This is a genomic window from Photobacterium sp. OFAV2-7 (assembly GCF_022347985.1).
Classification (GTDB): Bacteria; Pseudomonadota; Gammaproteobacteria; order Enterobacterales; family Vibrionaceae; genus Photobacterium.
In genome coordinates, this window is record NZ_JAKRFQ010000725.1 from 1 (window position 1) to 2742 (window position 2742).

At 46.3% G+C, this 2742-nt stretch carries 4 protein-coding genes; 3 read left to right on the forward strand and 1 reads right to left on the reverse strand.

Going from position 1 to position 2742, the window contains the following annotated elements:
* Positions 1-92: 92 nt before the first annotated feature.
* From MHN01_RS23610 to MHN01_RS23620, 3 genes are all read left to right on the forward strand, one after another.
* Complete coding sequence (locus tag MHN01_RS23610; protein ID WP_239413794.1) at positions 93-1277, forward strand: patatin-like phospholipase family protein; 1185 nt, start codon at positions 93-95, stop codon at positions 1275-1277.
* A gap of 75 nt (positions 1278-1352) precedes the next feature.
* Positions 1353-1979, forward strand: a complete 627-nt coding sequence (locus tag MHN01_RS23615; protein WP_239413795.1) for a 3'-5' exonuclease — start codon at positions 1353-1355, stop codon at positions 1977-1979.
* Positions 1980-2020: 41 nt separating this feature from the next.
* Positions 2021-2401: a PH domain-containing protein gene (locus tag MHN01_RS23620; RefSeq protein WP_370646555.1), complete on the forward strand. Its 381-nt coding sequence runs from the start codon at positions 2021-2023 to the stop codon at positions 2399-2401.
* A 54-nt stretch (positions 2402-2455) separates the two neighbouring features.
* Here the strand turns inward: MHN01_RS23620 and MHN01_RS23625 are convergent.
* The coding region (locus MHN01_RS23625; protein WP_370646554.1) for an alpha/beta hydrolase at positions 2456-2742 on the reverse strand (287 nt) is incomplete at its 5' end.

Here is a 2742-nt window from a genome sequence, read left to right on the forward strand (position 1 = left end):
TTACAAGGCTACTAAAAATTACCCCTCACATAATGACCTATAATATTAATCCAGTGGCTTTCAGCTAATAATCAGTAGATAGGACATGAACCATGCGAATATATTTTCTAGTCGTTGGATTAATTGCCACATCAATAATCGCTGGTTGCGCTGGAGTCAGCAGACAGGAAGCTGTTCCTAAGTATTTGACAACGCAAGCCGTGGTTCCGGGAATGGAAAACGTGCGATATCGTGTGGGTATCGACACCGAAGCAATTATCAAAGATGGCCGCGAATCTTTTTGGCGAGAGATGGAATATCTCAAAGCAAAAGGTCACAAGGGACCATTACCACCAGTCAACTTTCTGGTCATATCCGGTGGCGGTGATCACGGTGCCTTTGGGGCCGGATTGCTGAATGGCTGGACAATCGCGGGGAACCGACCGGAATTCAAAATAGTGACCGGTGTCAGTACCGGTGCATTGATTGCCCCATTCGCATTTCTTGGCTCTGCATACGATGCAAGGCTCAAAAAGCTGTATACAACCTTATCTCCAGAGGACATTATCAGAAAACGCTCTATTCTCTCTGCAATTACCAGTGACGCAATGGCTGACAACTCTCCCCTTTGGCAACTTATAGAAAAGGAAGTCGACGAATCATTGCTCAAAGCTATAGCCGCTGAACACGAGAAAGGCAGGATTCTCCTAGTTTCTACTGTGGACCTAGACGCCCGTCATTCCGTTATATGGAACCTGACTAAGATTGCTGCCAGCGGTGATCCAAAGGCGCTAAACCTTTTTCGTTCCATTATGATTGCCTCAGCGGCAATCCCTGGCGCCTTTCCACCAGTCATGATCGATGTCGAAGCTAATGGTGGCTCGTACCAAGAAATGCATGTAGATGGTGGTACAATGTCACAGTTATTCATCTATCCCCCTAGGTTGCATGTTAAAGAACAGTCAGTAAAAGGGCATGTGGTCAGGGATCGATACGCTTACATCATCCGCATTGCCAAACTAACTCCTCAATGGGCTTCTGTTGAGCGTCAGACAATGAGCATAGCGGAACGTGCCATATCCTCGCTAATACAGACTCAAGGAATCGGCGACCTATACAGGGTCTACCTAATCACGCAACGTGACGGTGTGGATTACAATTTGGCTTATGTGCCTGAAAACTTCAATGCTCCTCATCGTGAAGAGTTCGATACAGAGTACATGCGGGCACTATTTCAAGTCGGTTACGATATGGCTGTGAAAGGTTACCCTTGGAGCAAAACACCGCCGGGCTTCTGATGGCATTAACCTTGGCTTCATCAAATCGCACAGTTACAATAAGCTCATTCTTATTGCCAGATTAAGGCTTATTTTGTGACAACCTCCCAGGCAGCCAACACCGTTATTGTCCTCGACTTCGAAACTACCGGGCTCTCACCGAACATGGGCGATCGAGCCATTGAAATCGGAGCCGTTAAGATCGACAACGGCATCGTTGTCGATCGCTTTCAGCAATTGATGAATCCCGGCTTCAAAGTCAGCAGTTTTATTGCAGGCTATACCGGTATCACCAACCAAATGCTGCAACATGCACCAGCCTGTGACGAAGTAATGGATCAGTTTGCTGATTTTATTGCCGGGTATAACCTCGTTGCTCACAACGCTTCCTTTGATCAACGCTTTCTCGATGCTGAATTGGATTTCATCGGCCGAAATTATGATGGGCAGTTTGCCTGCTCTATGCTCATTGCTCGCCGTTTGTACCAGCAAGCGCCAAACCATAAGCTCGGATCGCTAGTTGCCTATAAAGATATCGACAATGATGGCGTCTTCCACCGCGCCTTGGCTGATTCCGAAATGACTGCCAAACTGTGGCTATTAATGCTGGAAGATATGGAATCAGACTACCAGATCAGCATGCCTGAGTTTTCAGTGATGCAGAAGCTCTCCCGCACTGCAAAAGCCTCAGTTTCTACATATCTGAAAAAGCAGGCCAGCTAACAGCTTTACCAATTCATCTATACAAAGAATAAGGAATAATGATGGGACTATTCGACGCAATACTAGGTAATGCCGGCGAAATGAGTAATGAAGAGGCAAAAGAAGAGCTTGCCACCATACTCGGTGCCGATGAGCAGATTGAGCTTGCCTACAAGTTAATTCGAGACATGATTGTTCTGACAGATCGTCGTTTGATCTTGATCGATAAACAAGGCATGACAGGCAAAAAAGTAGAATACCGTTCGGTACCTTTTAAATCTATCACTATGTATACCGTTGAAACGACAGGTCACTTCGATCTAGATGCAGAGCTAAAACTGTGGATTTCCGGCCAGTCTGAGCCTATCGCCCTGGAGTTTAACGGCAAAACCAATGTCTATGCGATGCAGGGACTGCTGGCGGCTAAGATTGCCGACAAATAAGCCTGCATCACCTTGAGCAACGCCATGATACTTTAATAATTTCCGATTCAGAAACTACAATTTCAGAATATCTTGCAGCCAAGATGAAATGTCGCGGATCTGAGGCATGCATACCTGATGCTCCATCGGGTATGTCCGCCAATTTGGTTGACACCCAGCAGCCTGCAAATCATTAACAGCGTCCTCCCCCATTGTTGGCAATACCACTGGGTCATAACTTCCGTGCATTACCTCTAACGGTATCTGCCTGTTTGCTTCACTGATAGTAATAATTTCTGACGTTGGGAAATAGGTAGAAAGAGCGAGAAGGCCAGCAAGTTTGTGCTGATAACTCAGAGCTG

What these genes read in the sequence shown, in the direction of transcription:
- MHN01_RS23620 (WP_370646555.1), top strand. Translation starts at nt 2,021, where the DNA reads ATGGGACTATTCGACGCAATACTAGGTAATGCCGGCGAAATGAGTAAT.
- MHN01_RS23610 (WP_239413794.1), top strand. Translation starts at nt 93, where the DNA reads ATGCGAATATATTTTCTAGTCGTTGGATTAATTGCCACATCAATAATC.